Source organism: Streptomyces sp. NBC_00483, assembly GCF_036013745.1.
GTDB lineage: Bacteria > Actinomycetota > Actinomycetes > Streptomycetales > Streptomycetaceae > Streptomyces.
Window position 1 is genome coordinate 2593781 of the sequence record NZ_CP107880.1, and the last position, 22419, is coordinate 2616199.

General features: G+C 71.1%; 21 protein-coding genes. 12 read left to right on the forward strand and 9 right to left on the reverse strand.

Going from position 1 to position 22419, the window contains the following annotated elements; genetic code table 11:
- Positions 1-32: 32 nt before the first annotated feature.
- Entirely contained in the window at positions 33-1010 is a 978-nt protein-coding gene (locus OHA73_RS11340; RefSeq protein WP_266721386.1) for a hypothetical protein, read from the reverse strand.
- Positions 1011-1233: 223 nt separating this feature from the next.
- Between OHA73_RS11340 and OHA73_RS11345 the strand changes: the two genes are divergently transcribed.
- The 4 genes from OHA73_RS11345 to OHA73_RS11360 all read left to right on the forward strand — a co-directional run bounded on the left by OHA73_RS11345 (position 1234) and on the right by OHA73_RS11360 (position 3427).
- Positions 1234-2124 carry a DMT family transporter gene (locus OHA73_RS11345; protein ID WP_327654971.1) on the forward strand — a complete coding sequence of 297 codons (891 nt, stop codon included), beginning with the start codon at positions 1234-1236 and terminating at the stop codon, positions 2122-2124.
- A gap of 70 nt (positions 2125-2194) precedes the next feature.
- On the forward strand, positions 2195-2701 hold the full coding sequence (locus tag OHA73_RS11350) for an NUDIX hydrolase (RefSeq protein ID WP_327658445.1): 507 nt from the start codon (positions 2195-2197) through the stop codon (positions 2699-2701).
- 10 nt (positions 2702-2711) lie between these two features.
- Positions 2712-3104: a YidH family protein gene (locus OHA73_RS11355; protein ID WP_266721383.1), complete on the forward strand. Its 393-nt coding sequence runs from the start codon at positions 2712-2714 to the stop codon at positions 3102-3104.
- The gene (locus OHA73_RS11360; protein WP_266721382.1) at positions 3101-3427 is read left to right on the forward strand and encodes a DUF202 domain-containing protein; all 327 of its coding nucleotides are present in this window, start codon (positions 3101-3103) and stop codon (positions 3425-3427) included. Before OHA73_RS11355 ends, OHA73_RS11360 begins: the two co-directional genes overlap by 4 nt.
- 40 nt (positions 3428-3467) lie before the next feature.
- Here the strand turns inward: OHA73_RS11360 and OHA73_RS11365 are convergent, their stop codons facing one another.
- Positions 3468-4403: an NADP-dependent oxidoreductase gene (locus OHA73_RS11365; protein WP_327654972.1), complete on the reverse strand. Its 936-nt coding sequence runs from the start codon at positions 4401-4403 to the stop codon at positions 3468-3470.
- Between the two features lie 89 nt (positions 4404-4492).
- Between OHA73_RS11365 and OHA73_RS11370 the strand changes: the two genes are divergently transcribed.
- Both OHA73_RS11370 and OHA73_RS11375 read left to right on the forward strand, forming a co-directional pair.
- Positions 4493-4789 carry a hypothetical protein gene (locus OHA73_RS11370; protein WP_266721379.1) on the forward strand — a complete coding sequence of 99 codons (297 nt, stop codon included), beginning with the start codon at positions 4493-4495 and terminating at the stop codon, positions 4787-4789.
- Between the two features lie 209 nt (positions 4790-4998).
- Positions 4999-6036: a phosphotransferase family protein gene (locus tag OHA73_RS11375; protein WP_327654973.1), complete on the forward strand. Its 1038-nt coding sequence runs from the start codon at positions 4999-5001 to the stop codon at positions 6034-6036.
- Between the two features lie 18 nt (positions 6037-6054).
- Here the strand turns inward: OHA73_RS11375 and OHA73_RS11380 are convergent, their stop codons facing one another.
- Both OHA73_RS11380 and OHA73_RS11385 read right to left on the reverse strand, forming a co-directional pair.
- Complete coding sequence (locus OHA73_RS11380; protein ID WP_266721375.1) at positions 6055-6648, reverse strand: TetR/AcrR family transcriptional regulator; 594 nt, start codon at positions 6646-6648, stop codon at positions 6055-6057.
- Positions 6649-6778: 130 nt separating this feature from the next.
- Positions 6779-8452, reverse strand: coding sequence for a class I adenylate-forming enzyme family protein (locus tag OHA73_RS11385; protein WP_327654974.1), 1674 nt, complete (start codon positions 8450-8452; stop codon positions 6779-6781).
- Between the two features lie 163 nt (positions 8453-8615).
- Here OHA73_RS11385 and OHA73_RS11390 point away from each other — a divergent pair, with 163 nt between their 5' ends.
- From OHA73_RS11390 to OHA73_RS11400, 3 genes are all read left to right on the forward strand, one after another.
- Positions 8616-9890, forward strand: a complete 1275-nt coding sequence (locus OHA73_RS11390; RefSeq protein ID WP_327654975.1) for an exo-beta-N-acetylmuramidase NamZ family protein — start codon at positions 8616-8618, stop codon at positions 9888-9890.
- A gap of 84 nt (positions 9891-9974) precedes the next feature.
- Positions 9975-11297: an MFS transporter gene (locus OHA73_RS11395; protein WP_267071010.1), complete on the forward strand. Its 1323-nt coding sequence runs from the start codon at positions 9975-9977 to the stop codon at positions 11295-11297.
- Positions 11298-11398: 101 nt separating this feature from the next.
- Complete coding sequence (locus tag OHA73_RS11400; RefSeq protein ID WP_327654976.1) at positions 11399-12700, forward strand: serine-threonine protein kinase; 1302 nt, start codon at positions 11399-11401, stop codon at positions 12698-12700.
- A 42-nt stretch (positions 12701-12742) separates the two neighbouring features.
- Here OHA73_RS11400 and OHA73_RS11405 read toward each other — a convergent pair whose 3' ends face one another.
- The gene (locus tag OHA73_RS11405; RefSeq protein ID WP_327654977.1) at positions 12743-15571 is read right to left on the reverse strand and encodes a penicillin acylase family protein; all 2829 of its coding nucleotides are present in this window, start codon (positions 15569-15571) and stop codon (positions 12743-12745) included.
- 257 nt (positions 15572-15828) lie between these two features.
- On the opposite strand from OHA73_RS11405, the gene OHA73_RS11410 reads away from it, so the two are divergent.
- On the forward strand, positions 15829-16431 hold the full coding sequence (locus OHA73_RS11410) for a hypothetical protein (RefSeq protein WP_266721364.1): 603 nt from the start codon (positions 15829-15831) through the stop codon (positions 16429-16431).
- Positions 16432-16516: 85 nt separating this feature from the next.
- Here OHA73_RS11410 and OHA73_RS11415 read toward each other — a convergent pair whose 3' ends face one another.
- The 3 genes from OHA73_RS11415 to OHA73_RS11425 all read right to left on the reverse strand — a co-directional run bounded on the left by OHA73_RS11415 (position 16517) and on the right by OHA73_RS11425 (position 19373).
- Positions 16517-18181: an immunity 49 family protein gene (locus OHA73_RS11415; protein WP_327654978.1), complete on the reverse strand. Its 1665-nt coding sequence runs from the start codon at positions 18179-18181 to the stop codon at positions 16517-16519.
- A 65-nt stretch (positions 18182-18246) separates the two neighbouring features.
- Entirely contained in the window at positions 18247-18759 is a 513-nt protein-coding gene (locus OHA73_RS11420) for a hypothetical protein (RefSeq protein WP_266721360.1), read from the reverse strand.
- Between the two features lie 101 nt (positions 18760-18860).
- Positions 18861-19373 (reverse strand): helix-turn-helix domain-containing protein, encoded by a 513-nt coding sequence (locus tag OHA73_RS11425; protein WP_267071006.1) that lies wholly within the window; start codon positions 19371-19373, stop codon positions 18861-18863.
- A 146-nt stretch (positions 19374-19519) separates the two neighbouring features.
- Between OHA73_RS11425 and OHA73_RS11430 the strand changes: the two genes are divergently transcribed.
- Both OHA73_RS11430 and OHA73_RS11435 read left to right on the forward strand, forming a co-directional pair.
- Positions 19520-20647: an aryl-sulfate sulfotransferase gene (locus OHA73_RS11430; RefSeq protein WP_327654979.1), complete on the forward strand. Its 1128-nt coding sequence runs from the start codon at positions 19520-19522 to the stop codon at positions 20645-20647.
- Positions 20644-21972, forward strand: a complete 1329-nt coding sequence (locus tag OHA73_RS11435) for a uracil-xanthine permease family protein (RefSeq protein ID WP_266725591.1) — start codon at positions 20644-20646, stop codon at positions 21970-21972. The genes OHA73_RS11430 and OHA73_RS11435 overlap by 4 nt, the downstream gene beginning before the upstream one ends.
- Here OHA73_RS11435 and soxR read toward each other — a convergent pair.
- Complete coding sequence (soxR, locus tag OHA73_RS11440; RefSeq protein WP_327654980.1) at positions 21920-22396, reverse strand: redox-sensitive transcriptional activator SoxR; 477 nt, start codon at positions 22394-22396, stop codon at positions 21920-21922. The genes OHA73_RS11435 and soxR overlap by 53 nt on opposite strands.
- Positions 22397-22419: the final 23 nt, after the last annotated feature.

Consider the following 22419-nt stretch of genomic DNA (forward strand, 5'->3'; position numbering starts at 1 on the left):
GGCTTGGTTGTTGGCTGCTCTGCGTCCGTGCTCTACGCCGAGCCGAGCGCGGCGCTGCGCGCGACCCGGAACGCCTCGTACGGGTCCCGGTCGGGATACGACCAGGGGTACGGCGTGCTGTGCCGGCCGATCCGGTGGAACAGGGCGGCCGCCTCTGCGGGGCGGCCCTCGCAGTACTTGGCGTGCGCAAGGTAGTTGAGGTCGATGCGGCCGCGCGGGTGCGAGGCGCCGGGCCGGTCGCGCGCGGCGCCCCACTCCAACCACCAGTCGAACGCGGCCTTCAGCACGAGCCGGGCGCGCCGCCCCGACCAGTGCCCGGACGCCTTCGGGTCGTCGGCGAGCACACCCGCGCGCGCGAGCACCCGATAGCGCTCGGCGTGCGCGACGACCGGGAGCAGAGCCAACGGCGAGTCCTGCGTGACCTGTTCGGACGCCCAGGACGCGAAGTCGTACACCTCGTGCAGCGGGTCCTGCCCGACGTCGGCGCGCCGCTCGGCGAGCCGCGCGACCATCAGGTGGTGTGCGTGGTGATGCCCGGGATGCCGCAGCCGCACCTCGTCGAAGAGCCGCACGACGTCCTCCTCGCTGCCCAACTCCCGCTCCAGGAGCATGAGTCCGAGCAGGGGCGTCGGGTCGTCGGGCACGAGCTCCGACGCCTCCACGCATGCCGCGCGCGCCTTCTCGGGGCGGCCGCGGCCCTCGACGGCGCGCAACACGCCCGCGCAGGCGAGCAGGACGACCGCGTCCGTGGAGTCGGGTTCGGCGAGCAGCCAGTCGCGGGCCCAGACCCGGGCCGTGGGTTCGCCCGCGAGGCCAAGGACCCGGTGGCCGCGCAGGTCCCAGTCGGAACCGGTGGCGCGGAGCAGGGATCTGACCTCGGTCCAGCGGCCGCGGGCGAGCGCGGAGCGGGCCGCGACGAGTTCGGCGTCGTCGAGTGCGGGGTCGCCGAAGGGAGGGGTGTGCGCGGGCTTCTTGCGGGAGCGCCCGAGCGGAGGCGGAGGTGGGGGCACCGCGGCGGGGTCCTTACGAATGTTCAGATGTGGGTGAGATGGACGGCAAGACGATGATCAAGCACAGCAAACCGGTACGGAGGCGTCCGCGTCAAGGGCAGCCCGTGACGCACCTCACCAACTCGCCGAACCAGCAGGTGAGTTCGGACAAGCGGAAGGAGGCCGTAAGGAGGCGGCGGTCGCTCGCGCGCGGGTGGCCGCGCGGGCCGCTATCGTCGTCAGCGTGTCGGTTGTCGTCCTCGTCCTCTCCGTGAGCGCGGCGTTCTGTCTGGGCATCGGTTTCGTCCTCCAGCAGAACGCGGCGGTGCGGGCCCCGCTCAGCGACTTCCTCTCACCCCGGCTGCTGCTCGACCTGGTGCGCGTGCCGCGCTGGCTCGGCGGGATCGGCCTGATGGTGTGCGGGATGGTGCTGGGCGCGATGGCCCTCGGCCTGGGCGAGGTGACCCTCGTCGAGCCGCTGCTCGCCACGAACCTCCTCTTCGCCCTGCTGCTGTCGCGCCGTCAGACGAGATCCCCGCTCGGCCGACAGGGCTGGGCCGGGCTGTTGCTGCTCGCGGGCGGTGTCACGGCGTTCATCGTGGCCGGTCAACCGCACGGCGGCAGCGCGGTCACCGATCCGCTGCGGCACTGGCTGATCATCGGCGTGATGGTCGGCGGGGCGCTGTCCCTCGCGGCCCTCGCCAAGCGCTCCCGACTGAGCGCGGGCCCCGCGCTGCTCGCGGTGGCGGCGGGCCTGCTGTACGGGGTGCAGGACGCGTTGACGCGGGTGAGCGGGCAGCGGTTCGCCGCGGGCGGCTGGCCCGAGCTGTTCACCGGCTGGCAGCCGTACGCGGTGGCGGTGTTGGGGATCACGGGGCTGGTCCTGGTGCAGAGCGCGTTCGAGACGGCGCCGCTGCGGAGGTCGCTGCCCGCGCTCACCGCGGCGCAGCCGCTGGCCGGGATCGTGTGCGGCGTGGGCTTCCTGGGCGACCAGTTGCGGATGGACACGGGGGCGCTCGCCTGGGAGGCGGCGGGCCTGGCCGGGATCGTGGCGGGCGTCGTCCTGCTCGGGCTGCACCCCGCGATGCCGGGCGCCGCCGCGACCGGACGGGACCGGGTGGGAGCGCCCCTCTAACCTGCGGGGCATGAACCCCGCCGAAGTGAATCCCACCGAAGAGAACCGCACCGAAGAGACCCCCGCCGCAGTGGACCCGGCCGAGGAGATCCTCGACATCGTCGACGAGCACGACCACGTCATCGGCCGGTCACCCCGCGGCGAGGCCTACGCGAAGAACCTGCGCCACCGGTGCGCCTTCATCCTCGCCAGGAACCCGGCCGGCGACATCTTCGTGCACCGCCGCACCCCCACCAAGCTCGTCTTCCCCTCCCACTACGACATGTTCGTCGGCGGCGTGGTCGGCGCCGGCGAGACGTACGACAAGGCGGCGCTGCGCGAGGCGGAGGAGGAACTGGGGGTGAGCGGACTCCCGCAGCCCACCCCGCTGTTCAAGTTCCTGTACGAGGGCGATGCCGGCCAGTCCTGGTGGTCGTACGTCTACGAGGTCACCTTCGACCTGCCGGTGCGCCCGCAGGTCGAGGAGATCGACTGGCACGCCTTCCTGAGCCCCGAAGAGCTGGAGCGGCGGATCGGCGAGTGGGACTGGACGCCCGACGGGCTCGCGGCGTACGAGCGGTGGAAAGCGCACGGGTAATGTGCCGCGAGTGATCGAATTTGTACGCAGTATCCGTCTCTGGTTCGTGCCGGAGCGGATCAGAGACGAGGGTGACACTCCCGACTACCGCTTCTCGCTCGCCAACGAGCGCACCTTCCTTGCGTGGGTGCGCACCGCGCTCGCGCTGATCGGTGGCGGTTTCGCCGTGGACCAGTTCCTGCCGGACCTGCGCTGGGGCTGGCGCGTCGGGCTCGCGCTGGCGCTGCTCGCGGCGGGCGCGCTGTGCTCACTGCGGGCCGTGGGGCACTGGGTGCGCTGCGAGCTGGCGATGCGGCGCGGCGAGGACCTGCCGGTGTCGAAGTTCCCCGCGGTGCTCGGCGTGGTGGTGGCGCTCGTCTCGGTGGCCATGGTCGTCATCGTGTTCGTGGGGTGGGAGGGGTGAGCGAGGCGGGCGGTCCCGTGCGCGACCCCGGCCTTCAGCCCGCGCGGACGCGGCTCGCGTGGCGGCGTACGACGCTGTCGGGCACGGTCGCCGCGGTGCTCGCGGTGAAGGCGACGCTGAACAGTGGCGTCGGGCCCACGCGGTTCGTGGCCACGGCGCTGTGTCTCGTGCTGTGGCTCGGCTTCGTGGCGGTAGCCCACCAGCGGATCACCGGGCTCGCCCGGAACGAGGCCGCGCCGCCCGTGATGACCCGGCGGCAGGCGGCGGCCGCCGCGCTCTGCACGGTGGCGATCACGCTTTGCGCGGCGGTGCTCATCGCGTGAGGGCGCGGGGGCGCTCGTTCCAGTACATGAGGGCGCGGGGTCACTCGTCCCAGTCGACCGTGACCACCACTTTCCCGCGCGTGCGGCCCGACTCGCTCAACTCGTGGGCACGCGCCGCCTGCTCCAGCGGAAGCGTCTCGTCGACGTGCACCGTCACCACGTCGGCCTCCGCGAGCGCCGTGAGGCGGGCGAGGTCGGCGGCGTCGGGGCGCACCCAGCAGTAGCGGCCGCCGAGCCCGACCACGTCGCCGTCGGCGATGGAGGCGAGCCGGCCGCCGGGGGCCAGCAGTTCGGCGGAGACCCGGAGCGTCTCGCCGCCCACCGTGTCGAACGCCGCGTCGACGCCCTCCGGGGCGAGCGCCCGGACCCGTTCGGCGAGGCCGTCCCCGTAGGTGACCGGTTCGCCGCCCAGTTCCCGTACGTAGTCGTGGTTGCGCTCGCTCGCGGTGCCGATGACGCGCGCGCCGAAGTGCCGGGCGATCTGGACCGCGAACGAGCCGACGCCGCCGGCCGCCGCGTGCACGAGGACCACGTCGCCCTCCTGCACCTCCAGGCCGCCGGTCAGCACCTGGAGCGCGGTGAGCCCGGCGAGCGGAAGGCCTGCCGCCTCCTCGAAGGTGAGGTTGCGGGGCTTGCGGGCGAGGGTGCGCACGGGCGCGGCCACGTACTCGGCGAAGGTGCCGCGGGACAGGAAGTCCTCGCGTACGTAGCCGATGACCTCGTCGCCCGGCGCGAACTCGGTGACGGCGACGCCGGGTTGGACCACCACGCCCGACACGTCCCAGCCGGGGATCACCGGGAAGACGGGGTCGAGCAGCGCGTCCAGGTGCCCGGCGCGGCAGTGCCGGTCCACGGGGTTCACGGCGGCGGCCCGCACCTTCACCAGGACCGAGTCGGGCCCGACCTTGGGGTCGCGGATCTCGCCGTATTCGAGGACTTCGGGGCCGCCGTACGAGCGGTAACTGATCGCCTTCATGGCCGGAGGTTCCCATAGCCGAGAATATGGGGCATTCCGGACTAGCCTGTGAGGGTCAGCCAGGCCGTCCGTCACCGAAGGTGAGCGTCATGACCACCCTCCACCAGGAACACCCCGTTCACGAGCACACGCACGGCCCGTCCTGCGGTCACCAGGAGGTGCCGCACGGGGACCACGTCGACTACGCGCACGACGGGCATCTGCACGCCCAGCACGGCGGGCACTGGGACGAGTGCGAGCCGACGGGGCACGTCGCGCACGAGGGGCACGAGCACCGGCACGGCGCGGACTGCGGCCATGAGGCGGTCACCCACGGCGACCACGTCGACTACCTCCACGACGGCCACCGGCACGCCGCGCACGAGGGGCACTGGGACGACCACTGATCCGCTCGCGCGGAGGAGGTGGAGGGAAGGGCTCGGCGTGTTCCGTCGGGCCCTTCCGTCTGCCCGCGCGGCAGGGCGCCGTAAGAACGATCACGTTTCCGAGAGGCCCTGGACGCCATACCGACTGGTCGGCATGATGGGGCGCACTGTTGGCGGAAGTAGCCCCGGACGCTGCCCGGATTCGCTGCCCGGATTCTCGGAGGACCGCAATGAGCCATCCCCCAGGCCTCGATCTCGACCAGCTGCGCGCCCACCTCGACCGGGAGCGCCCCGGCCTGGTCACCGGGCCGCTGACCGGGCGGCTCATCGAGGGCGGGCGCTCGAACCTGACGTACCAGGTGAGCGACGGCGCCACGAAGTGGGTGGTGCGCAGGCCGCCGCTGGGGCATGTGCTCGCGACCGCGCACGACATGAAGCGCGAGCACCGGGTGATCGCGGGGCTGCACTCCACGAACGTGCCGGTGCCGGAGCCGGTGCTGCTGTGCGAGAACCCCGATAACGCGGCCGCCATCGGGTCGCCGTTCTACGTCATGGAGTTCGTGGACGGGACGCCGTACCGGACCTCCGACGAGCTGGCCCCGCTCGGGCCCGAGCGCACGCGCGCCGCGGTGCTCGGCCTCGTGGACACGCTGGTCGATCTGCACGCGGTGGACCCCGCCGCGGTCGGGCTCGGCGACTTCGGCCGGCCCGAGGGCTTCCTCGACCGGCAGCTGCGCCGCTGGGGCAAGCAGCTGGACGCGTCCCGCAACCGCGAGCTCCCCGGGATCGACGAGCTTCAGGCGGCGCTCGGCCGTGAGCTGCCGACCTCGCCCGCGCCGACGATCGTGCACGGCGACTACCGGCTCGACAACGTGCTCGTACGGCAGGATCCCGACGGGGTCGACCGGATCAAGGCGATCCTCGACTGGGAGATGTCGACGCTCGGCGACCCGCTCACGGACGTGGGTCTGCTGGCGATGTACAGCGCGCAGCTCGACATGCCCGACTCGCCCATCTCCACGACCGCTTCGGCGCCCGGCCACCCCTCCCCCGCCGAGCTGATCGAGCGCTATGCCGAGCGGTCGGGCCGCGATGTGTCGGCGATCGCCTGGTACACGGCGTTCGCCTGGTTCAAGCTCGCCGTGATCCTTGAGGGCATCCACTACCGCTACACGCTCGGCCAGACCGTGGGCGCGGGCTTCGACCGCATCGGCGAGCTGGTCCCGGTCTTCATCTCCCACGGCCTGAACACCCTCAAGGAGGGCTGAGCCGGCGGGCCCCGGGCCCTACGGTCGCAGCGCCCGCAGCAGCAGGTCCGCCAGTTGGTCGGCCAGTTGCTGCGGGGTCAGTGGGCCGTCGGGGCGGTACCACGTGGACAGGTGGTGGATCGAGCCGAAGTGGTAGTCGACCACCAGGTCGGCCGGCGTCTCGGTCGTGAAGACTCCGGTCTTCTGGCCCTCTTCGATCAGCGCCCGGAAGCGCTCGTGGTAGCGGCGCCGCTCGGCCCGTACCTGCTTGTTCTTCTCCGGGCTCAGATGGTGCATGGAGCGGAAGAAGATCGACGCGTCGTCGAGGTTGTCGATCGTCGTGACGACCACGTCCGCGGCGGCGGCCCGCAGCCGCTTCTCGACCGGCTCGTCCCGGTCGGCGAACGCGTCGAGCCGCTCCTGCTGGAGGCGCAGCACGCGCGCGTACACCTCGTGCAGCAGATCGTCCTTCGAGCCGAAGTAGTGGTAGAGGGCGCCCTTCGTGACACCCGCCGCCTCCACGATCTCCTGCACCGACGTGCGGTCGTAGCCGCGGTCGGCGAAGAGCCGGGTGGCGGCCGCGAGGAGTCGTTGCGGGACGGGCGTGCCGTCGCCGTCGGTCGTCCTGGGCACTGCCGCCACCTGCCTTTCCGTAGTTCTCGGCCTGAGCCTCGTACTGACGGGAACGCGGTTCCCGCCGGAGGATCTTCCCACTCGCCGGCCGCTCGCCGTCCACTCGCCGCCCGCCACCTGCGTCACGGCCTCACTGCCGCAGCTCCCTGCGCAGGATCTTGCCGCTCGCCGTCTTCGGGAGCTCGACCAGGACCTCGACCTCGCGCGGGTACTTGTACGCGGCGAGGCGCTCCTTGCAGTACGCGGACAGGTCCTCGGGGCTCGCTTCCGCCCCGGGGCGCAGGCTCACGTAGGCCTTCACGCTCTCGCCCCGGTACGCGTCGGGGATGCCGACGACCGCCGCCTCGCGCACGGCGGGGTGGCCGTAGAGGACGTCCTCGACCTCGCGGGGCCACACCTTGAACCCGGACGCGTTGATCATGTCCTTCTTGCGGTCGACGACGTACAGCCAGCCGTCCTCGTCCATGAAGCCGATGTCGCCGGTGCGCAACTCACCGTCGGGGAAGCCCTCTTCCGTCGCCTCCGGACGGCGCCAGTAGCCGGGCACGACCTGCGGGCCGCGCACCGCGATCTCGCCCTGCTCCCCGAAGGGCACGTCCTTCCCGTGGTCGTCGATGATGCGGACCACCGAGTCCGGCCCCGGCACGCCCACCGCGAGCGTCCCCGACGCCGGGTCGACGGGCGCCTCGACGCCCGGCGGCACGGACGCGCAGGGCGCCGTGCACTCGGTCAGGCCGTAGCCGTTGTGGATGTACGGGCCGAAGGCGGCGCGGAACTTCTCCACCAGGGCGGGCGGCACGGGCGCGCCGCCCGACGAGATCGAGTGGAAGGACGCGAAGTGCTCGCGCGTCGCCTGCGGCTGCGCGCCGAGCGCCATGAAGGCCGTCGAGGGGCCGACCGTGTACGCGGGCCGGTGCTCGGTGAACGCGTCGAGGACGACGCCCGGCTCGAAGCGGTAGGCGAGCGCGAGGGTGCCCGCGTTGGCGAAGGAGGCGACGAGCTCGCAGACCATGCCGGTGATGTGGAACAGCGGCGCGAGCGCGAAGTAGACGGCTCCTTCGGGCAGGCCGAGGCCCGTGCGCTGGCGCTCCGCGTTGAAGGTGATGTTGCGGTGCAGGTTGGTGGCGCCCTTCGGGGTGCCGCTGGTGCCCGACGTATAGCTGATCAACGCGATGTCGTCGCCGGACAGGTCGCGGTCGGCCGGTGCCTTGTGCCCCGCGTGCGCGACCGCGACGAGGTCGTCGGCGTCCGACGCCCCCGGTTCGACCCGCTCGAAGTTCAGCACCCGCTCGTCGCCCCGCGTCTGGAGGTCCAGCTCGCAGGCGGTCAGGGCGATGCGTACGGGAGAGTCGACCGCGGTCTCGCGCAGATACGACTCCCAGGCCCGGTCCGAGCAGACGAGCCCGGTCACCTCGGCGTCGTGCAGGACGTGCCGCACCTCCCCCGCCTTGTACATCGGGTTCACCGGGACCACGACGGCGCCCGCCTTGAACGCGCCGAGCAGCGCGAGCACGAAGTGCGGCGAGTTCTGCAGCATGATCGCGACGCGGTCGCCGCGCTCCAGGCCGCGGGCGGCGAGATGACCGGCCACGGAGTCGGAGAGCGCGTCCACGTCGGCGTACGAGAGGCGGCCGTCGAAGTAGGCGAGGGCCGCGCGGTCCGGGGCGCGGCGCACCGCGTCGGCGAAGGCGTGCACGACGGTGGCGGCCGGGGTGATCGGGGCCTTCTGCGCGTCGTTGAGGACGCCCAGCCAGGGCCTGGCCTCGTAGATCGAAGCGGACTGTCCCTGCGAATCGTGCACCATCGATCTCCTTCGAAAGCTCCCCGAAAGCTCCGGCCTGCCGGGCAGACTAACCAGTCGGTATGTCGCTGCGAAAGGGCTTCAGGGTGTCGGTTCGTTCCGCAGCGGGGATTCCGCGACTAGCGTGCGTGGCCACGCCAGTCCCCAAGATCACGGAGGTTCACCCATGAACGTGTCGAGACGAGGGCTGCTCGCGGCGAGTGCGGGCGTCGCGGGTGGCCTGGGCGTCGGCGGCGCAGAGGCGAGCGCCGCCCCCGGCAGCGTCGGAGCCGGCGGCCCCGGCATCGGTGGTCCCCGCCTTCGCACCGGCTTCGAGCGCCTCGTGGACAGCGGCTACGCGCTGCTCGCGGGCCAGAAGGTCGGCATGGTCACCAATCCGACCGGCGTCACCCGCGACGTACGGCACATCGTCGACGTGATGCACGCCGACGAACAGGTCGACCTGAAGGCGGTGTTCGGGCCCGAGCACGGCTTCCGCGGCACCGCGCAGGCGGGCGGTTCCGAGGGGAAGACCGAGGACCCGGCGACCAAACTGCCGGTCTACGACACGTACTTGAAGAGCGGTCAGGCGCTCGCCGACATCTTCACGGAGTCCGGCGTCGACACGATCGTCTTCGACATCCAGGACGTGGGCGCGCGCTTCTACACGTACATCTGGACGCTCTACGACTGCATGGAGGCGGCCCAGCTCGCCGGCAAGAAGTTCGTGGTGCTCGACCGCCCGAACCCGGTCACCGGACGGAACGCCTACGGGCCCATCCTGGACCGGAAGTTCGCGAGCTTCGTGGGCCGCCGCGAGATCGCGCAAGCGCACGGCATGACGGTCACCGAGCTGGCCCGCCTGTTCAACGCCGAGTACCTGGAGCACCCCGTCGAGCTGGAGACGGTGCTGATGAGCGGCTGGAAGCGGCGGGACTTCTACGACGCCTCCGGCCTGCCCTGGGTGCCGCCGAGCCCCAATATGCCGACGCCCGACACGGCCCTCGTCTACTCCGGCACCTGCATGTTCGAGGGCACCCTGCTCTCCGAGGGCCGCGGCACCACCCGCCCCTTCGAACTGCTCGGTGCCGAGGGCATCGACGCGAGCTGGGCGGCGGCCGCCAATGAACTCGCCCTGCCCGGCGTGCACTTCAGGGAGGCGTACTTCGCGCCGACGTTCTCCAAGTTCCAGGGCAAGACGATCGGCGGCGTCCAGATCCACGTCGACGACCGCGAGGCGTTCGAGCCGGTACGCACCGGCATCGGCCTCCTGGTGACGGCCAAGAAGGCCTGGAAGGACTTCGGTTGGCGTCCCGACAACGCGATCGACCGGCTCACCGGGTCCACGCGGGTGCGCACGATGGTCGACGCGGGCGCGTCCACGGACGAGATCGTCGGGGCGTGGCAGCAGGAGCTGGCCGCATTCCGGGGCGTACGGCGCAAGTACCTCACGTACAAGTAGCCGCCGAGTGACCGGCATCTCGGGATCCGGGACGGGCATTCCGAGATATTGACTGGACGGTACACGGACAACGACAGTTCGGTCGTGCTCAAAGACGAATCGACCAGGGAAGACCTCGCCGAGGCGGAACCGGCGCAGGCTCAGCCGGAGAGCCTGCGCCGCGTGGCCGTGGCCAGCTTCATCGGCACGGCCATCGAGTTCTACGACTTCTACGTCTACGGAACGGCCGCCGCGCTCGTCCTCAACGCCGCGTTCTTCCCGAACCTCACCCCGATCAACGCCACCCTCGCCTCGTTCTCGACGTACGCCGTCGCGTTCGCGGCCCGCCCGATCGGCTCGCTGATCTTCGGCCACTTCGGCGACCGGATCGGCCGCAAGTCGGTCCTGGTGGCCTCGCTGCTCCTGATGGGCCTGTCGACGGCCTTCGTCGGCCTGCTGCCCGGGTACAGCACCCTCGGCCTGTGGGCGCCGATCCTCCTCGTGCTGCTCCGGTTCCTTCAGGGCGTCGGCCTCGGCGGCGAGTGGGGCGGGGCCGCGCTGCTCGCCGTGGAGCACGCGCCGCGCGGCAAACGCGGGTTGTTCGCCGCGTTCCCCCAACTCGGCCCGTCCGTAGGCTTCTTCGCCGCCACCGGCATCTTCTGGCTGCTTTCCGAGTCCCTCTCGGACGACGCCTTCAAGTCGTGGGGCTGGCGCATCCCGTTCCTGCTGTCGTTCCTCCTCGTGGCGGTCGGCCTGTTCGTCCGCCTGAAGATCAGCGAGACGCCGGTCTTCGCCAAGGTGATGGCGGAGCAGGAGGCCAGCAGGGCACCGGCGTTGGAGGTCTTCAAGCGGCACCCGAAGGAGATCCTGCTCGGCGCGGGCGGCATGATCATCGCGTACGGGCTCTTCTACACGGCCACGACGTACTGCCTCGCCTACGGCACCACGACGCTCGGCATCCCGCGCTCCACGATGCTCGCCGTGTCGCTTGTGGCGTGCCTGTTCCTCGCGGCCGGCACCTGGCTCGCGGCGACCCGCTCCGACGGTCGCGGCCGCCGCAAGATGGTGCTCATCGGTTCGAGCCTCGCCATCGTGTGGGGCCTGGCCCTGTTCCCGCTGATGGACACCGAGAAGCCGGTGCTCATCGCCCTCGCGCTCGGCGGCGCCCTGTTCTGCATGGGCGTGGTGTACGGGCCGATGGGCGCGTATCTGCCGGAGCTGTTCGGGGCGAAGGTGCGCTACTCCGGCGCCTCCTTCGCGTACAACCTGGGTGGCGTCCTCGGCGGCGCCGTCTCCCCGCTCATCGCGACGCGACTGCAGAGCGCGCTCGGCTCTTCGTCGGTGGGCTGGTACGTCAGCGCCATGGCGGTCGTGTCACTGCTGTGCGTGCTGGCCCTTCCGGAGACACGGGAGCGTCAACTTGATTGATACGTCCGTCAATTGACGGCGGAACATCTGGCCAACCCCCGGGTACGGCGGGACGATGCGCGGCACGCGTTGCCGCACGACGCCTACCACGGGGGTTCGCCATGTCCGCACCCAAGGCACGTCAAGCACCTGAAGTCCACGTCCGGCCCTACTGGGAGCTGAGGTTCGACGCCGACGGCGATCCGGATCCCCGGCAGCTCGCCACGCTCCTGCGCGAAGCGCGCCAGGTGCGCGATCTGGTGGTCTTCGCGCACGGCTGGAACAACAGCCGCTCCATCGCGATCCGCCTGTACGACCGCTTCTTCGCGCCGTTCCCCGGCCTGGCGCCCGGCGCCTCCCTCGGCTACGTGGGCGTCCTGTGGCCGTCCATGCGGTTCACGGACGAGCAGATCCCGGACTTCGACCGGTCGGCCGCCGACTCGACCACGGCCGCCACCGTCCCGCGGACCACGCTCGACAAGGGCACCCGGCAGGGGCTCGCCGAGGCCTTCCCGCGCAGTGGGCCCGTCGTGGACCTGCTGGCGCGGCGCCTGGAGGAGCAGTCGGACGCGGCGTCCGCCTTCGACGAGTTCGGTGGTCTCGTACGGCAGTTGGTCGGGGTCGGGCCCTCGGTGTCCGGCTCCGACACCTCGGAGGACGGCGGGCCGCACAGCACGCCCGCGATGCTCCACGAGGACACCCGGGCGATGTGCCTGGAGTTCGCGGCGGCCCTGGAGACGGCGGCGGGCCCGGGCGCGGCGGAGGCCTTCCGGCTGCCCGGCGGGCTCGCCAAGGCGTGGAAGGGGGCGCATGAACTGCTGCGCCAGGCCACGTATTTCGCGATGAAGCGGCGGGCGGGAAAGGTCGGCAAGGCCGGGCTCGGTCCTGCGCTCGGGCGTCTCGCCGAGGAGGCGCCGAAGGTGCGCGTGCACCTGGTGGGGCACAGCTTCGGCGCGCGGCTCGTCTCCTTCGCGCTCGCCGGGATGCCGAAGGGCGTCCACAACGTGAAGTCCGTGACGCTCCTTCAGGGAGCCTTCTCGCACTACGTGTTCGCCGGCCGGGGCGCGCTGAAGGGGCGGCAGGCGCGGGTGGACGGGCCGCTGGTGGCGTGCTTCTCGCGGCACGACACGGCGCTGAGCGTGATGTACCCGCTGGCCTCGCGGCTTGCGGGCGACGACAGGACGCTGGTCGATCTCGGCGAGCGCTGGGGCGCCCTCGGGCACGACGGCTTCCAGGACGTCGACGGCGCGGTGCGCTTCACGCTGGCGGACGTGCTGCGGGCCGGGGTGCCGGGAGCGGGCTGTGTGAGCGTGGACGCGGCGCAGGTGGTGCGCAATGGGCCCCCGCCTTCGGGGGCCCACAGCGACATCTGTCACGCCGAGTTGGCGCGGGTGGTGCTGGGTGCGGGGCGGGTCACTACGTAGGCAACCCTGCGGTCGCCCTGTGGGTGCCCGCCCCGCCCCGGTTCACTCGCGGTGTGCCGGGAACTCCACGACCTGCTGGTACGTGGGCCGGTTCTGCCACTGGATGTTGCGGTGCGTGATGCCGCCGACGGCGCGGTGCCCGATGCTGTCGGCGCACCACTGGTCGCCCGCCTTGCAGGTGTCGTCACCGGGGTACACCTCGGTGGCGGGCTTGGCGGCGGCCTCGGCCAGCGTGGCGAGGAGGACGTCCCGGCAGGCCGAGAGGTCGCCGGAGCCGCAGTACGTGGCGCCGAGCTTCCCCTTCACCGGCTCGCCGAGCACCGACCTGAGGTCCTTGTCGGCGTAGCCCCACCAGCCGTACTGGAAGGACGATCCGGCGTGCGAGCCGGTCGGCCCGTGTCCGGCGGACGGCGCCTCGTCGACGGTCAGTTGTGCGGTGAGGGACTTGTAGAGCTCGTCGCCGAGACCGGGCTTGAACTCGGCCTCGACCATCAGCGGCCACCAGGCGTCCATGATCCGTACGGCGTCGGGATGCGCGTACGTCTTGGATCCGGCGGACGTCTGGTTGCGCTGGGCGCCCGCCTTCTCCCATGCCTCCAACTGCTGGACGGCCTTGGTCAGTTGCGGGTTGTCGAGGTCGCCAAGCGGCTTGCTGCGGATGACCTTGAGCATCTCCGGCAGCACCTGCTCGCCGCGCAGGTCCGTGACGGCGGCCTCCTCCATGGCCCGGGTGAGCGCGGCCCGGGTGACGCCGCCCCGCTCGGTGAGCTTCTTCACCCGGTCGTTCAGCAGGTCGGCGCGGTGGACCGCGCCCATGCTGAAGTTGGGTGACGAGAAGCCCTTGGCCTGCTTGTTGTTCCAGGAGACGTAGTAGTCCTGGTCGACCGAGTTCGGGTGCTGGGACGGGGGCGTCACGGCGGACGTGTTGTTCGCCGGGTCGAAGTCCTTCCACTCATAGGCCTGTTCGCCCCGCACCGGCAGCGACATGTCGACGTCCTTGGCGCGCACCGGGTTGGTGCCGCTGTTGTAGTACGCGATGTCGCGGGAGTCGGCGTAGAACCAGTTGAACGCGTAGTTGATGTGCTGGGCCGCCTTCTGGAACGACGCGGCGTCCTTGACGTAGGTCGGGTCGTTCAGCATCTGGAAGCCGATGATCGAGTCGGCCTCGTGGCGGTACGTGGAGCGAAGTGCCGTGTAGGCGACGGGTTTTCCGTCCACGGTGGCGCGGTGGCTGACGATCCCGTACTTCGTCCGGAAGACCTGCATCCGGTAGGAGCCGGCGGCCGTGGAGTCGGCGATCGTCGGCTTCCAGGCGTTCTTCTTCTCCAGCTTCTCCATGGGCGTGCAGGTGCCCCGGTACAGGTACGAGGTCGACTGCCTGGTGGGCGCGGAGCCGTCGGGCTCGCACAGCGGGACCGCGTACGTGTCGGTGATGTCCTGGGTCGCCGAGGTCGCGGACCACGCGTAGTCCTGGCCGCGGCCGAGCTGGACGTACATGCCGACGCCGGCGAAGGAGACGCCGCGCGCGCTGATGCCGGGGCCCTGGAGCTCCTGCATCATCAGCAGCTGCGGCGCGAAGTAGCCGGTCTGCGGGCCGAACACGGCGACCGGGTTGCCGGAGGCGGAGTGCTTGCCGGAGACGAGGAGGGCGTTCGACATGCCCTTCTTGGACGCCGACTGAGTGAACAGATCGGAAGGCAGCACGCCGTCGTCGTTCATGCCCTGGAGCGGCTTGAGCTTGGCGGGTGCCTTGACGGGGTCCTTCTTGGCCGCCGCCGACTCCGCCGCCGAGCCCTCCTTGTCGTACACGAGGGGCTCCTTCTCCACCGAGCCCTTGTCGGGGAGCGCCTCCCCGCGCGCGTTCTCCGGCTTCTCGCCGTACGGGAAGCGGGTGCCGTCGTGGATCGTGGTGACGGCCTCGGGGTCCTCGCGGCCGCGGAAGGCCTCCCAGACCTCGGTGCCCTTCTGGACGCCGTACTTGTCCTGCGCCTTGAGCAGCGAGAGCGCCGCGTCGACCTCTCCGCCGCCGCCGTTGCCGAAGAGTCCGCCGACCACGGAGGCCAGCGCGATCATGTCGGTCACCTTGAACGGCTGGATCTCGCCCACGTTCGTGATCGCGTCGACCTTGCCGGTGAGCACGTACTCACCGGGGAAGTAGCGGCCGCTCTTCGACTTCTCCCGATAGGCGTTGAGGCCGTCGATATAGGCCTGCGCGTCGTCCATGGCCTGCTTGCCGCGGGCCCCGCCGGTCTCCTTGATGGACTCGACCTGCTGTTCGAGATCCTTTTCGGTGTACGGGGCCTGCGGCCAGAACTCCTGCTCCAGACCCCGGTTCGCGAGGGCGCCGCCCGCGAACGACGTCAATTCGCCGCGGCCGATGTGACGGAACAGGTCGATCAACCAGAGGCGGTCCTGACCTGCGGCGAAGCCGGCCCCGAATTCTGTTCCGTAGCGCGAGGAACCTTTGATGTGGGGTACGCCGTTCTTCTTGTCACGGGTGATCGTCACATCCTCGCGGGGACGGGTGACGGAACCGACTTGATCGTCCTTGACACCGAAGGAGGAATCGTTGAAGAAGTTCGTGAGTGTGTCGTCGGTGAGGGACGGATACCCGGACGACAGCGCGTCATAGGGACCGAGCTGATCGTCGGCGTGCGGAGGCTGGGTACCCAGCAATTTGTTGCCGAGGATCTGGGCGAGTGTGGCGCTGCCGTTCGCTCCGGGCGGCAGGATGTCCGCGCACTGGCCCTTGCAGTAGTCGGCGGCCGGGGTCGGTTCGTCGGCGGCGGTCGCGGTCGACGTCGGCGAGAGCAGTCCGGCGGTGAGCACAAGTGCCGCCAGGGCCGTAACTCTCTTCGTAAGGCTTCCCATAAGGCTTCCCATGGCGCCGGAGGTTACCGACGGTTAGCCAAGGACAGAAGATGAACATGCGTCACGTTTTCGGAAAGCAACAGGAGTCACTCGGGTACTCCCCGGCCTCAGAAGGTGACGGTGATGGGCCCCATCGGAAATCGGATGGGACTCAGTGGCCTTCAAAGGGATCCGAATCGCGTGTCGATACGTCTACTCGGCGACGTCGCTTCATGGCTGCGGCGACGCCGACGTACGTGTGACGGAGGTGCAGGGCGATGGCCGGATTCCGAAGTCTGGCGAGACAGGTGCGCGATCCGCTGAGCGATCTGGCACTGCGGCGCTATTCACTGCGCAAGTGCCTTGAGAGATTTGCCCCTTACGGGCACCGAGCAACCTGGGACCACCTCTGCTCCCGGGCGGGGTTCGACCCCGAGGACCGCTCCCCCGACCCGGCCCGCCTCGTCGCGGCGCTGGAGGAGCTTGAGGAGGCGCGGGCCGTCTGGCTCGCGTACGAAGTCGCCTTCGCGGAGCGCAGGCGCAAGGAGAAGCACGACGGACTTCGAAGCCCGGGCAGCGTGGACGACTGGCACCGGCTGACCTGGGGAGGCTTCGGAGTCGCCTGGTGCGACGACCCTTCCGTGCATCCCGCCGAGCCGCTGGCCGAAGTGCTCCGCAGGCTCATCACGGCACTTGAGCGCGACCCTGGCGCGTGCTGCCCGGTGTGCACGGGCAGCTGCCTGGTCTGGCAGCACGATCTGGCGCACGAACCCTCGTCGGGCCCCGTGTGCACCCACTGCGGCATCGTCGTGCCGCGGCCCGTCCTCACCCCCATGGCACTGGCGGAGGCCAGGCTGGCGCGGCTGCTTGTCTCCGCGTAGGCCGGCCCGCCGGAACCAGGTGACGTACAGCGCGACGGGGGTGCGGCCCCGAGTTCGGCGCACCCCCTGATCCAAACGACAGGCCCTAGCTTGCCGCGCCTTCCAGGCGCTGCCGGTTGAGCAAGTACCGCGGTAGGTACGGCAGATCGGTGCGGACCGGGAAGTCCATGTCGTACGCGAGGCACGCGAGTGCGAGCGGGCCGAGCGCCACGCGGGCGCGCGGCGCCCCCGACCCGCCCCAGTAACCGGCGTGCTGCACAAGGGATTCCGCGAGCGCCTCGCCGAAGGCCTCGTGGTCGTGCGTGAGCAGCCGGTGGAACAGCGCGACGGGCTGGTAGTCGACGAGGTTGAGGAAGTCCTTCGGCGCGAGCGTCGCGGTGTCGGGGTGCGAGGCCTTGATGGTGGTGACGAGCCGGTCCACCACGTCGTCGACGGGGCGGCGCAGCCAGTGGCTCTGGAGGACATCGATCCAGTGCGCCACGTAGTCGTCCACCGGGGCGCTGCCGCGCAGTGTCTCGAGCGGCACCTGGCACAGGCGGGTGGTGCGCTCGCGGTCGCGGGTGACGAGGGTGAGGTAGAAGGCGTCGAGCCAGGCGCGGGCGGGGTCTCCCCCTGCTCCCCCTGCCTCCAACTCCCCGTCGTCCACCGGGGGTTCACCGTCCTTGCCGTGCGCGAACAGGGCGCATCCGCGCTGCTGCGCCGCGACCCAGGCGTCCCACGTCTCGACGCGGGCGGCGTCGGGGTCGCTCTCCGCGTGCGCGAGGGCGTGGACGAGCGCGGCGTCGAAGGACTCCGGCTCGGCGTCGGGCGCGGGCGGCCCGTCGGAGGCAAGCCGGCCCGCCCGGTCGAGCGCGCGCAGCGCCTGCATCACGTCGACGAGTTCGCGCGGCGGTCGCTGCTCGACGGTGCGGGACGCGTCGTCGATGTCGGTGAGCGAGGTGAGGCGCCCGTCGTGCCACCAGTAGACGCGGGGCGAGAGTGGTCCCGGGCCTTCGTCGTGGGCCCGGACGGCGTACGTGGCAAGGTCGTTCAGCGCGTCGGCCGCGCTCCCGTCGACGATCGGGTGGAAGGCGAGCAGGTGCCGGGTGGGCACGGCGACGAGGGCGCCCGCGTCCGGCATCCGGCGCCCGGTGACCTCCGCGACGACCTCGGGCAGCACGACGGCCTTGGTCGCCACGGAGTGCGCGTCGCCGTACACGGAGTAGAGGACGGGGTGCCCGTCGAGCCGGACCTCCTCGTGCCGCATCGGCGCCCGGATCAGGGCACGCTGCGCGGCGCCCCACAGCGCGTCGGCGCCGGCCCGCTCCACATCCTCCTCGGTCAGCAGGCGTACGGAGTCGGGCCCGTCGAGCGCGAGCGCGAGGCGCAGCCCTTCGGCGACCTCGCGCGCGTGCACCGGCACGGCCCCGCCGGCGGCGTCCGCGGGCACGAGCCGCAGACACGTCCCCGCGAGCAGTTCCTCGGCGTCCTCGCCGCCCCGCGAGGCGTCCGCAAGCGCCGCGAAGTGGGCGTCTACGAGCGCGGGCCAGTCCTCCTCGGGCGCCTCCGCGCACCGCAGCGCCAGGTTCGCCAGCGGGAAGAGGTGACCGTCGCGCTCGACCGCGTCGCCGACGAGGACCAGGCCCGCTTCCGCCCCGGCTTCCGCCCCGAATCGCGCCCGCACGCTCTCGGCGACGAGCGACCGGAGCCGCTCGGCCTGCGGTGTCGCGAGCATGGGCAGGTGCGAATCCGGAGCCTCGTTCTCAATCACGGTGGCGACTCTACGAGGCGTGGGGCGCGCGTGACGGACGAGTGGGAAAACGCCCCCCGACCGCGTCAGGGCGTGATCACATCCGTCTGGATCGCCAGCTTGAACTCGGCCAGCGTGATCGGCACCTTCAGCGCGGTGTCCCCGGAGCGGGCCGAGACCTTGAAGCCGAGCGGGGTGCCGGGGTGCACGAACATCTGCCAGGTGTACGAGCGGTACTGGCCGCCGCCCGTGGGCGAGATGTCCGTGGTGGCGGTGGAGTCGTAGCCGGTGGAGAGGCGCAGCGGGTCGCGCACGAAGCGGGCGCGGTACTCGGACGCGCGGGTGTCCGCGTCCCAGAAGACGAGGGCGGACAGCGTGCCCCAGCCGTTGTGGCTGGGCCATATCAGCCCCGAGCGGGCGTCCGGGTACCTCGACGAGCCGCCGCCGCCCGCCGGGTCGTGCATGGTCCACGGGTCGTACGACTCCTCGGCCGCCGCGTACGGGAAGCGCACCAGGTGGTAGCCGTCGTTGTCGTAGACCAGTGATTGCGGTCCCGTGCGGGCGGACTCGTACTTGAGTGAAGTGATCGCCACTGCCATGCCGTTCGGCCTCCCCCGTCTGACGTGTGCGACGCATGGTCGCGCCAACCACGGCCACCGACAAGGGGTGTTGCGGACTCCCGTGCGGACTACGGTGCGACCTACTGTGCGGCGACCCCGACGATGAGGACCCGCGTCCCCGGCTCCAACGGGCGCCAGCGGTGGGCGAGTCCGGCGGCGCAGTACAGCGTGTCGCCGCGCTCCAGGACGTAGTGGGTGTCGTCCACCTCGGTCTCGATCGAGCCGTCGGCGACGTACATGACCTCGTCCCCCGCGTGCCGGAAGACCCGGTCCCAGTCGTGGTCGCCGGTGAACTCCAGGGCGTGCAGCCGCTGTTCACCCCGGACGAGCGGGCGCGCGCCGTCGGCCATCGCGGGCTTCTCCGCCGCGCGCACCACGTCGACCGGGCGGGGCGGCTCGGCGGACGCGAGGAGTTCGACGGCGGTGGTGTCGAGGGCGTCGGCGATGCGCTGCAGCGAGCCCATGCTGGGGCGCGAGCGCCCGTTCTCGACCTGACTGAGGAACGGGACGGAGACCCCGGCGCGGCGGGCCACCTCGGCGAGGGTCAGCTCCAGGCCGCGGCGCCTGCGTCGAATGCCCGGTCCCACGTTCATGAACTTGTAACGCCCTCTCGCTTCGGCCCCTGTTCCCCGGCACCCTACCGCCGTGGTTAACTACTTAACCAGTACTTAAAAAAGTTAACCACCGATGACAAGTACTGACGACAACCACTGACGTCACCACTGGATGGAGTGCCTCCATGGCTCGTGTCGACCAGAACCAGCGCCGCCGCCGCGGCACCGGACTCCTCGCCCTCGACGAGGACGCCGCGTACCGGGGTTACACGCTCTTCGCCCCGCTGACCGGCACCGGCGAGGTGTACCTGATCGACCTGCACGGCGAGGTCGTCCACCAGTGGAACCTGCCGAACCGCCCCGGCCGGCACGCGCGGATCCTCGCGAACGGGAACCTCGCCTACAACGGCGTACTGCCCGACGAGCCCGCTCTCTTCCCCATGTGGCACAAGTACCGCGGCGGCCTCATGCAGGAGATCACCCCGGACGGCACGGTGCTGCGCGAGCACCGCGACCCGCTTCAGCACCACGACGCCCACCACTACGGCGACGGCCGGATCCTCTACACGGCGCTCGAAGCCCTGACCGGTGACGCGGCCGCCGCCGTGCGCGGTGGCGTGCCCGGCTCCGAGGCGAGCGGCCAGGGCGGCGACACGATCTGGGCGGACACGATCGTCGAGGTCGACGCCGAGGGGAACACGACCTGGGAGTGGAAGGTCTCCGAGCGCCTCGGCCGCGAGGACTTCCCGCTGCACCCGGACTACGCCCGCGAGCACTACCCGCTCATCAACAGCGTGCTGCCGCTCGCCGACGGGAACATCCTCGCCAGCTTCCGCTCCGTGTCGGCCGTCGTCGTCATCGAGCGCGCCACCGGCGACATCATCTGGCGTTCGGAGCCGGGCGTCGTCTCGCAGCAGCACTGCCCGACCGAGCTGGAGAACGGCAACTTCCTCGTCTTCGACAACGGCGTCTTCCGCCCGCGCTGGGACGTGCCGTTCAGCCGCGTCATCGAGATCGAGCGCTCCAGCGGCAAGATCGCGTGGGAGTACCACGACCCGGCGCGCGAGTCGTTCTTCGCGCCGTTCATGGGCAGCGCCCAGCGCCTCCCGAACGGCAACACCCTGGTCACCGACTCCCCCGCGGGCCGGCTCTTCGAGGTCACGGCCGACGGCTACCTGTGCTGGGAGTACATCGTCCCGTTCTTCGGCGGCTACTCCGAGGAAGAGGTCCGCAAGCTCTTCCCGTCCGAGCCCAACGCCGTGTTCCGCGCCTACCGTTACTCCGCGGCCGAGCTGCCGTGGCTGAACCGGTGACCGCGACCGCCGCACCACCGGTCGCACCGGTCGACGAGCGGCTGCCTCTCAAGCGCCTCGTCCCCCTCGCCTGCCAGCACGTGCTGGCGGGCGTGGCCGCGCCCGTCTCCTCCGTCATCCTCATCGCGACGACGCTGAAGCTGTCGACGACGCAGACGGCCTCGCTGCTCAGCGCGACCCTCGTGCTGTGCGGCGTGGGCGCGCTGCTCCAGTCGCTCGGGGTGGCGGCGCTGCGGGTGGGCGCCCGGCTGCCGTTCCTGATGCTGCCGGGCGGCGCCGCGGTGGCGATCTTCCTGCAGATCGCGCAGGAGTACGGCCCGGCGACGGCCTCGGGCTCCGTCCTGGTCGCGGCCGCGTTCCTGCTCTGCGTACTCCCCTTCTACGGACGCCTGGTCCGGCTGTTCCCGCCCCTGGTGATGGGCACGACGGTCGTCCTCATCGGCATCAACATGATCAAGGTGACCGCGCCCATGGTCGCCTCCGGTCCGGGCCTCGGCTTCGCGACGCTCGGCGTGATCGCGGTGTTCTTCCTCGTGCTGCGGGGTGTGTGGCGGCAGATGGCGGTGCTGCTCGGCCTGGTCTGCGGCACGGTGATCGCCGCGCTCATGGGCACCGACCTCGAGGTGGCGCACGGCGGTACCTTCGCGCTGCCCGACCCCTTCCCGTACGGCGCCCCGCACTTCGACCTGCTCGCCGCCATCCCGCTCCTGGTCTTCGCCCTCGCCTCGCTCGCCGAGGCCACCGGGCAGACGGTCCTCAACAGCGAGGCCGTGGGCCGCACCCCCGACGCGGGCCGCGACGTGCCGCGCATCGCCCGCGCCGACGCGCTCGTCTCGCTCGTCTCCGGGCTCTTCGGTACGTCGCTGATGGTGACCAGCGCCGAGAACATCGGCATCGTCCAACTCACGCGCGTACGCAGCCGGTTCGTGACGGCGGCGGCCGGTGTGCTGCTGATCCTGTGCGGGCTGATCACGCCGCTGACCCGTGTGCTCGCGGCGATCCCGGAGCCGGTGGTCGGCGCCGCGGGCCTCGTCATCTACGCGGTGATCGCGGTCATGGGCTTCGGAATGCTCTCCCGTACGGACCTCTCGCACGGAACCGACAGCGTCGTCATCGCGCTCGCCCTCGTGATCGGCATGCTGCCGATCGTGTCTCCGGAGATGTACGCGGAGCTGCCGACGTGGGCCCGCACCCTGTTCGGCAGCGGGGTCGCGGCCGGGGCGATCGCGGCGGTCGTGCTCAGCGCGGTCTTCCGGGCGCTCGGCCCGAGGCTCACGCCTCCGCGGGACGCTCCCGGCGCTCCCCCATCAGACGGGAGCCCGTGAGGCGCTCGCCGAAGACGTCGTCCGGGTTGGACAGGACACAGGTCTCCAGGGAGAGACACCCGCACCCGATGCAGTCGGTCAGGTGATCCCGCAGCCGCCCCAACTGCTTGATCCGCTCGTCCAGTTCGGACCGCCAGACCTCCGAGAGGCGGGCCCAGTCGTCCCGGTTCGGGGTGCGCTCCTCGGGGAGTTCGGCGAGCGCGTCGCGGATCGTGGCGAGCGGGATGCCGACGCGCTGGGCGGCCCGGATGAAGGCGACGCGGCGCAGGGTGTCACGGCAGTAACGGCGCTGGTTGCCGGAGGTGCGGCGGCTGGTGATCAGGCCCTTGGACTCGTAGAAGTGGAGCGCGGAGACGGCGGCGCCGCTGCGCGCCGACACCTGGCCGACGGTGAGCTCGTGGATCTTCTCCGGAATCTGTGGCACCCACCCGAGAGTAGACGACCCTA

Coding starts and splice junctions, on each gene's coding strand:
- OHA73_RS11375 (WP_327654973.1), top strand. CDS start 4,999: ATGAGCCATCCCCCAGGCCTCGATCTCGACCAGCTGCGCGCCCACCTC.
- OHA73_RS11420 (WP_266721360.1), bottom strand. CDS start 18,759: ATGGCAGTGGCGATCACTTCACTCAAGTACGAGTCCGCCCGCACGGGA.
- OHA73_RS11430 (WP_327654979.1), top strand. CDS start 19,520: ATGGCTCGTGTCGACCAGAACCAGCGCCGCCGCCGCGGCACCGGACTC.
- OHA73_RS11370 (WP_266721379.1), top strand. CDS start 4,493: ATGACCACCCTCCACCAGGAACACCCCGTTCACGAGCACACGCACGGC.
- OHA73_RS11410 (WP_266721364.1), top strand. CDS start 15,829: ATGGCCGGATTCCGAAGTCTGGCGAGACAGGTGCGCGATCCGCTGAGC.
- OHA73_RS11425 (WP_267071006.1), bottom strand. CDS start 19,373: ATGAACGTGGGACCGGGCATTCGACGCAGGCGCCGCGGCCTGGAGCTG.
- OHA73_RS11405 (WP_327654977.1), bottom strand. CDS start 15,571: ATGGGAAGCCTTACGAAGAGAGTTACGGCCCTGGCGGCACTTGTGCTC.
- OHA73_RS11400 (WP_327654976.1), top strand. CDS start 11,399: ATGTCCGCACCCAAGGCACGTCAAGCACCTGAAGTCCACGTCCGGCCC.
- OHA73_RS11365 (WP_327654972.1), bottom strand. CDS start 4,403: ATGAAGGCGATCAGTTACCGCTCGTACGGCGGCCCCGAAGTCCTCGAA.
- OHA73_RS11390 (WP_327654975.1), top strand. CDS start 8,616: ATGAACGTGTCGAGACGAGGGCTGCTCGCGGCGAGTGCGGGCGTCGCG.
- OHA73_RS11385 (WP_327654974.1), bottom strand. CDS start 8,452: ATGGTGCACGATTCGCAGGGACAGTCCGCTTCGATCTACGAGGCCAGG.